This window comes from Sulfurimonas sp. (assembly GCF_028694895.1).
In the GTDB taxonomy this organism is placed as follows: Bacteria; Campylobacterota; Campylobacteria; order Campylobacterales; family Sulfurimonadaceae; genus Sulfurimonas.
In genome coordinates this window covers 1-5,060 of sequence record NZ_JAQVKA010000100.1, presented here as the reverse complement: position 1 = coordinate 5,060, position 5,060 = coordinate 1, and the positions used below count along the sequence as shown (strand labels likewise).

At 32.2% G+C, this 5,060-nt stretch carries 7 protein-coding genes; all 7 read left to right on the top strand.

Annotated elements, in window-relative coordinates:
* Nucleotides 1–701 (top strand): GTPase (locus PHI38_RS08985; protein WP_299855291.1); only part of this gene is annotated, 701 nt, incomplete at its 5' end.
* Nucleotides 702–722: 21 nt separating this feature from the next.
* The gene (proB, locus tag PHI38_RS08980) at nucleotides 723–1,487 is read left to right on the top strand and encodes a glutamate 5-kinase (RefSeq protein WP_299855288.1); all 765 of its coding nucleotides are present in this window, start codon (nucleotides 723–725) and stop codon (nucleotides 1,485–1,487) included.
* Nucleotides 1,487–2,395 carry a methionyl-tRNA formyltransferase gene (gene fmt / locus PHI38_RS08975; RefSeq protein WP_299855285.1) on the top strand — a complete coding sequence of 303 codons (909 nt, stop codon included), beginning with the start codon at nucleotides 1,487–1,489 and terminating at the stop codon, nucleotides 2,393–2,395. The genes proB and fmt overlap by 1 nt, the downstream gene beginning before the upstream one ends.
* Nucleotides 2,376–3,011: a biotin--[acetyl-CoA-carboxylase] ligase gene (locus PHI38_RS08970; protein ID WP_299855282.1), complete on the top strand. Its 636-nt coding sequence runs from the start codon at nucleotides 2,376–2,378 to the stop codon at nucleotides 3,009–3,011. The genes fmt and PHI38_RS08970 overlap by 20 nt, the downstream gene beginning before the upstream one ends.
* Nucleotides 3,008–3,793, top strand: coding sequence for an AAA family ATPase (locus PHI38_RS08965; RefSeq protein ID WP_299855279.1), 786 nt, complete (start codon nucleotides 3,008–3,010; stop codon nucleotides 3,791–3,793). The genes PHI38_RS08970 and PHI38_RS08965 overlap by 4 nt, the downstream gene beginning before the upstream one ends.
* Entirely contained in the window at nucleotides 3,790–4,632 is an 843-nt protein-coding gene (locus PHI38_RS08960; RefSeq protein WP_299855277.1) for a ParB/RepB/Spo0J family partition protein, read from the top strand. Before PHI38_RS08965 ends, PHI38_RS08960 begins: the two co-directional genes overlap by 4 nt.
* A 125-nt stretch (nucleotides 4,633–4,757) precedes the next feature.
* The coding region (locus PHI38_RS08955) for a F0F1 ATP synthase subunit B' (RefSeq protein WP_299855274.1) at nucleotides 4,758–5,060 on the top strand (303 nt) is incomplete at its 3' end.

The following is a 5,060-nucleotide window of genomic DNA, read 5'->3' as shown; positions in this document are numbered from 1 at the left end:
CGATCTATGCACAACCTGGTGTAAAGGGTGAGACAAGAAGAGTTAAGTTAGATCTTAAGCTTATTGCAGATGTTGGACTCGTAGGTTTTCCAAATGTAGGAAAATCTACCCTTATCTCAACCGTATCAAATGCACGCCCAGAGATTGCAAACTATGAGTTTACAACACTTACTCCAAAGTTAGGTCAAGTCAATATTGGCGATTTTGAGTCATTTATTATGGCAGATATCCCTGGAATTATTGGTGGAGCTCATGAGGGTAAAGGCCTTGGTATAGAGTTTTTAAGACATATTGAGAGAACTCAGATTCTACTATTTATGGTAGATTTAGCTTCATATAGAGATTTAAGAGAGCAGATAGATACTCTAAAGGCAGAAGTAAGTGCGTTTTCTGATAAACTTGGAAGTAGTAAATATGCAATCGCATTGACAAGAGCAGATGCAGTTTCACAAGATGAGTTAAGTGATTTGGTAAATAGTTTCTTTGAAATTGTCGGAGTTAAAGCTAGTAAAAATAGTGAACTAGGTTTTGATGAAAAGATTCCTTATTTTATTCAAGATAATGCAGATGAGACTCTTGGTTATGATAGAGAAATTCCATATTTTGTTACAGCAATCTCTTCTGCAACAAACAAAAATATAGAGCCACTTAAGCATGCACTATTTAACCTTGTACAAACAAATAGACTATATAGCAAGTAATTAATTTTTAAAGATAAGCAGATGAAAAGAGTCGTTGTAAAAGTTGGAAGCGCAGTACTTACAGAAAATGATACGATAGCACTGCAGAGAATGAGAAATCTAGTTGACTTTTTAGTTGAACTAAGAAAAGAAAATGAAGTGATACTTGTTTCATCTGGTGCTGTTGCATCTGGATATACCGCACTTAAACTTGATAGAAGCATACTACAAAACAAGCAAGCATTAGCCTCTATTGGACAGCCAATACTAATGAATAAATATGCCAAAAAATTTGCTACTCATGATATTTTAACAGCTCAGGTTTTAGTTACCGCAGCAAATTTTAAAATAGAGGGTGAGAATAGAAAAATTAAAGATACTATTGATACGCTCTTATCTAATGGGGTTATTCCAATAATAAATGAGAATGATGCGACAACTACAAAAGAGCTTGTTGTTGGGGATAACGACCAATTATCAGCATATGTTGCAAAATATACAGGCTCGGATTTACTTATTATTTTCTCAGATATTGATGGTTATTATGATAAAGATCCAAGAAAGTATACAGATGCAAAGGTTTTAAAAATTGTAAAGAGTGTTGATGCAAATGAACTTGAAAAAGAAGCAGCTCCACATGGAGCTTTTGCAACAGGTGGAATTCTTACAAAACTTAAAGCTGCTAATTATTTATTGAGCAACAAAATAGATATGGTCCTTACAAGTGGATATGATCTAAGTGATATAAAAAGCTTAATGTTAGATGGCAAACACACAGGCGGAACTCTTTTTACAAGTAAAAATTAATGAAAATTATTTTTATGGGGACACCTGATTATGCGGCTCATATATTAGAGAGATTAATAGAAGCAAAAAATATAGAAGTAGTTGCACTTTTTACACAGCCAGACAAGCCAGTAGGGCGCAAGAAAATCTTAACTCCTCCTGCTGCAAAAAACATAGCGCTCAAATATGGCATCACAACTTATCAACCAAATCGTCTTAGAGACAAAGAGACAATAACAGAAGTTTTAAGCATAGAGTGTGATTATATAGTTGTAGCAGCTTATGGCCAGATACTACCTTTAGAGATACTTGAGCATGCACCTTGTATAAACTTACATGCATCTATATTGCCAAAGTACAGAGGAGCAAGTCCAATCCAGCAAACTCTTCTAAATGGTGATACAAGAACTGGCGTAACTGCAATGCTTATGAATGAGGGGCTTGATACAGGCGATATTTTAAAGATAACAGAGATAGAAGTTGATAAAAATGAGATGTCAGAATCCCTGTTTTTACGACTTACTAAAGTTGCATCAGATTTAACTATAGATGTGTTGGAAAATTTTACAGAGTACACTCCAAAAAAACAAGATGACTCTTTATCTTCACACTGTAAAAAAATAACCAAACAAGATGGTGAGATTGAGTTTGATGATGCTTATACTATATTTAATAAATATCGTGCATTTACTCCATGGCCAGGAATTTATATCTCATCAGGATTAAAATTTAAAAAGATTGAATTAGTTGAACAAGAGAGTCAAAATGAGAGTGGTAAAATCTTAGATATTAAAAAAGATGGCATTATTGTAGGATGTAAAAAAGGGAGTATCAAAGTGATAACTCTTCAACCAGAATCAAAAAATGAGATGACAGCTATCTCTTATATAAATGGAAAAAGAGTAAATATTGCAGATACTCTCTCTTGAATGCGTAGATTCCACGCAAAAATATTTAAAAAAGTTGGTTTTAGAAGATAAAATCACTCTTCCCTATGCCGTCGTAGCTGATTATCAAACAGATGGTGTAGGTAGCAGAGAAAATAAATGGAACTCAATAAAAAATAATCTCTTCTTATCATTTGCAATTCCGCTTAATGAACTGCCAAAAGATTTGAAATTAGAGTCTTCATCTATTTATTTTTCTTATATTTTAAAAGAAACATTACAAGAACTTGGTTCATTTGTTTGGCTTAAATGGCCGAACGATTTTTATATAAATGATAAAAAAATTGGCGGGATGATTACAAATATAGTCAAAGATAGCCTTATATGTGGCGTTGGATTAAATCTAGTTAATTCGCCAGATGATTTTGCAAAGTTAGATATTGCTATTGAGAGAGATTTTCTTCTACAGAGGTATTTTGCTAATATTAAAAAAAAGAGCTTATGGAAGCAAGTTTTTAGTAAATATAAGTTAGAATTTTACAAGAATCAAAACTTTTATACGCATGATAAAAGTTTAATAATTTTTTTAGGTAATGCCACATTGCAAGATGATGGCTCAATTGTGATTAATGGCGAGAGGATATATAGCAGACGATGAGTGAAGTGATTGTAATCGCAAATCAAAAAGGTGGTGTTGGAAAAACAACCACTGCCGTAAACTTAGCTGCATCGCTTGCCGTAGCGGAAAAAAAAGTTCTCTTAATAGACTCAGATCCACAGGCAAATGCCACGACTTCACTGGGATTTCATAGAAATGATTATGAGTTTAATATCTATCATGTACTCATTGGTACAAAAAAATTAAAAGATATTATTTTAAAAACTGAACTTCCAACTCTGCACCTAGCACCTTCAAATATTGGTTTAGTTGGTATAGAAAAAGAGTATTATGATGCTCAAAATTCAAAAGGTCGTGAGCTATTACTTAAAAAAGCACTAGCTACTGTTTTAAAAGATTATGACTATATAATCATAGACTCTCCACCAGCACTTGGTCCCATGACAATAAATGCGCTCTCTGCATCAAATTCTGTAATCATTCCAATACAATGCGAATTTTTTGCTCTAGAAGGCTTAGCTCAACTTTTAAATACAGTAAAATTAGTTAGAAAATCAATCAATCAAAAGTTAGTTATTAAAGGGTTTTTACCAACCATGTTTAGTGCTCAAAATAACCTCTCAAAACAAGTTTTTGCAGATTTAAAACAGCACTTTAACGCTAAACTTTTTAAAGATGCAGACGGAGAGATTATAGTAGTTCCTAGAAATGTAAAATTAGCAGAATCACCATCATTTGGAAAACCTGCAATCTTATATGATGTAAAATCAATGGGATCTATCTCTTATCAAAATTTAGCACAAGCGATTATGGAAGTATGAAGACACAAAGACTAGGAAGAGGCTTAGGCGAACTTTTAGGCGAGATTGAAGAAGCTTATGAAAATGAGGTTTCTCAAAAAGACTCAATTATAGAGATTCCTCTAAAAGATATAAGACCAAATCCATTTCAGCCAAGAAAGTATTTTGAAGAGAGCTCTCTTTTTGAATTAGGAGAGTCTATAAAGAATGATGGGCTTATTCAACCAATCATAGTAACTGAAGATGTTGATGGTTATGTTCTTATCGCTGGAGAGAGAAGACTTCGCGCTTCAAAGTTAGTAAAATTAAAAACAATTCGTGCGATTGTTTTAAATAGTGATGAACAGAAGATGAGACAGTTTGCTCTTATTGAAAATATTCAAAGAGATGAGCTTAACTCTATAGAATTAGCACATGCATATGGTGAGCTTATTAAGCTTCATAACATTACGCAAGAAGAGCTCTCAACTAAAATACATAAGAGTAGAACACATATTACAAATACTATTCGTCTTTTACAACTTTCACAAAAAACACAAAGAGCTCTTATTGAGAGAAAAATCTCAACAGGCCATGCAAAAGTTTTAGTAGGACTTGATGAGAAGCAACAACAACTTATCGTAAACTCTATAATTGGGCAAAAACTAAGTGTTAGAGAAGTAGAAGCAACAATTAAAAGTATAAAAAATTCAAACATTGAAGTAAAAGAAAAAAGTGAAGTAGTTTCATATGATTTTAAAGCTATAAAAGAGAAACTATTTCAACTTGGATTTATAGCTAAAACATCAAATAAAAGTTTAACAATTGAGTTTAAAAATGAACTACAGTTAGAACAATTTTTACAAAATTTATCAAAATAATTAAGCACTATCACCCAATTCTAAACATTATTTATAAATAATATAAAAATAATTTAAAAATCTTATCAGTTTAACAATTCTTTTAATTTTTAAATAGTATAATCACGCAACTTTTAGGAGGTGCTATGTTAGATATAAATCCGATACTACTTGTAGCTACGTTAATCGTGTTTCTTACTCTTATTGCCGTTCTAAACAGTTGGCTTTACAATCCATTATTTGCGTATATGAATAAAAGAGATGAAGACATCAAAAAAGACCTAGAAAAAGTAGGCTTTAATGATGATGAAATCAATGAACTTGAATCAAAAGCAAAATTAATAACTGTAAATGCTAAATTGGAAGCTTCGGCCCTGAGAGAAAAAGTTATTGCGGATGCTAAAGAGTTAGCAGAGAGTAAAATAGAAGCAAAAAGTGCTGAATTAGCT

Bases quoted from the DNA above. Each gene is read 5' to 3' on its own strand.
- proB (WP_299855288.1), top strand. From the start codon at position 723: ATGAAAAGAGTCGTTGTAAAAGTTGGAAGCGCAGTACTTACAGAAAAT.
- fmt (WP_299855285.1), top strand. From the start codon at position 1,487: ATGAAAATTATTTTTATGGGGACACCTGATTATGCGGCTCATATATTA.
- PHI38_RS08965 (WP_299855279.1), top strand. From the start codon at position 3,008: ATGAGTGAAGTGATTGTAATCGCAAATCAAAAAGGTGGTGTTGGAAAA.
- PHI38_RS08960 (WP_299855277.1), top strand. From the start codon at position 3,790: ATGAAGACACAAAGACTAGGAAGAGGCTTAGGCGAACTTTTAGGCGAG.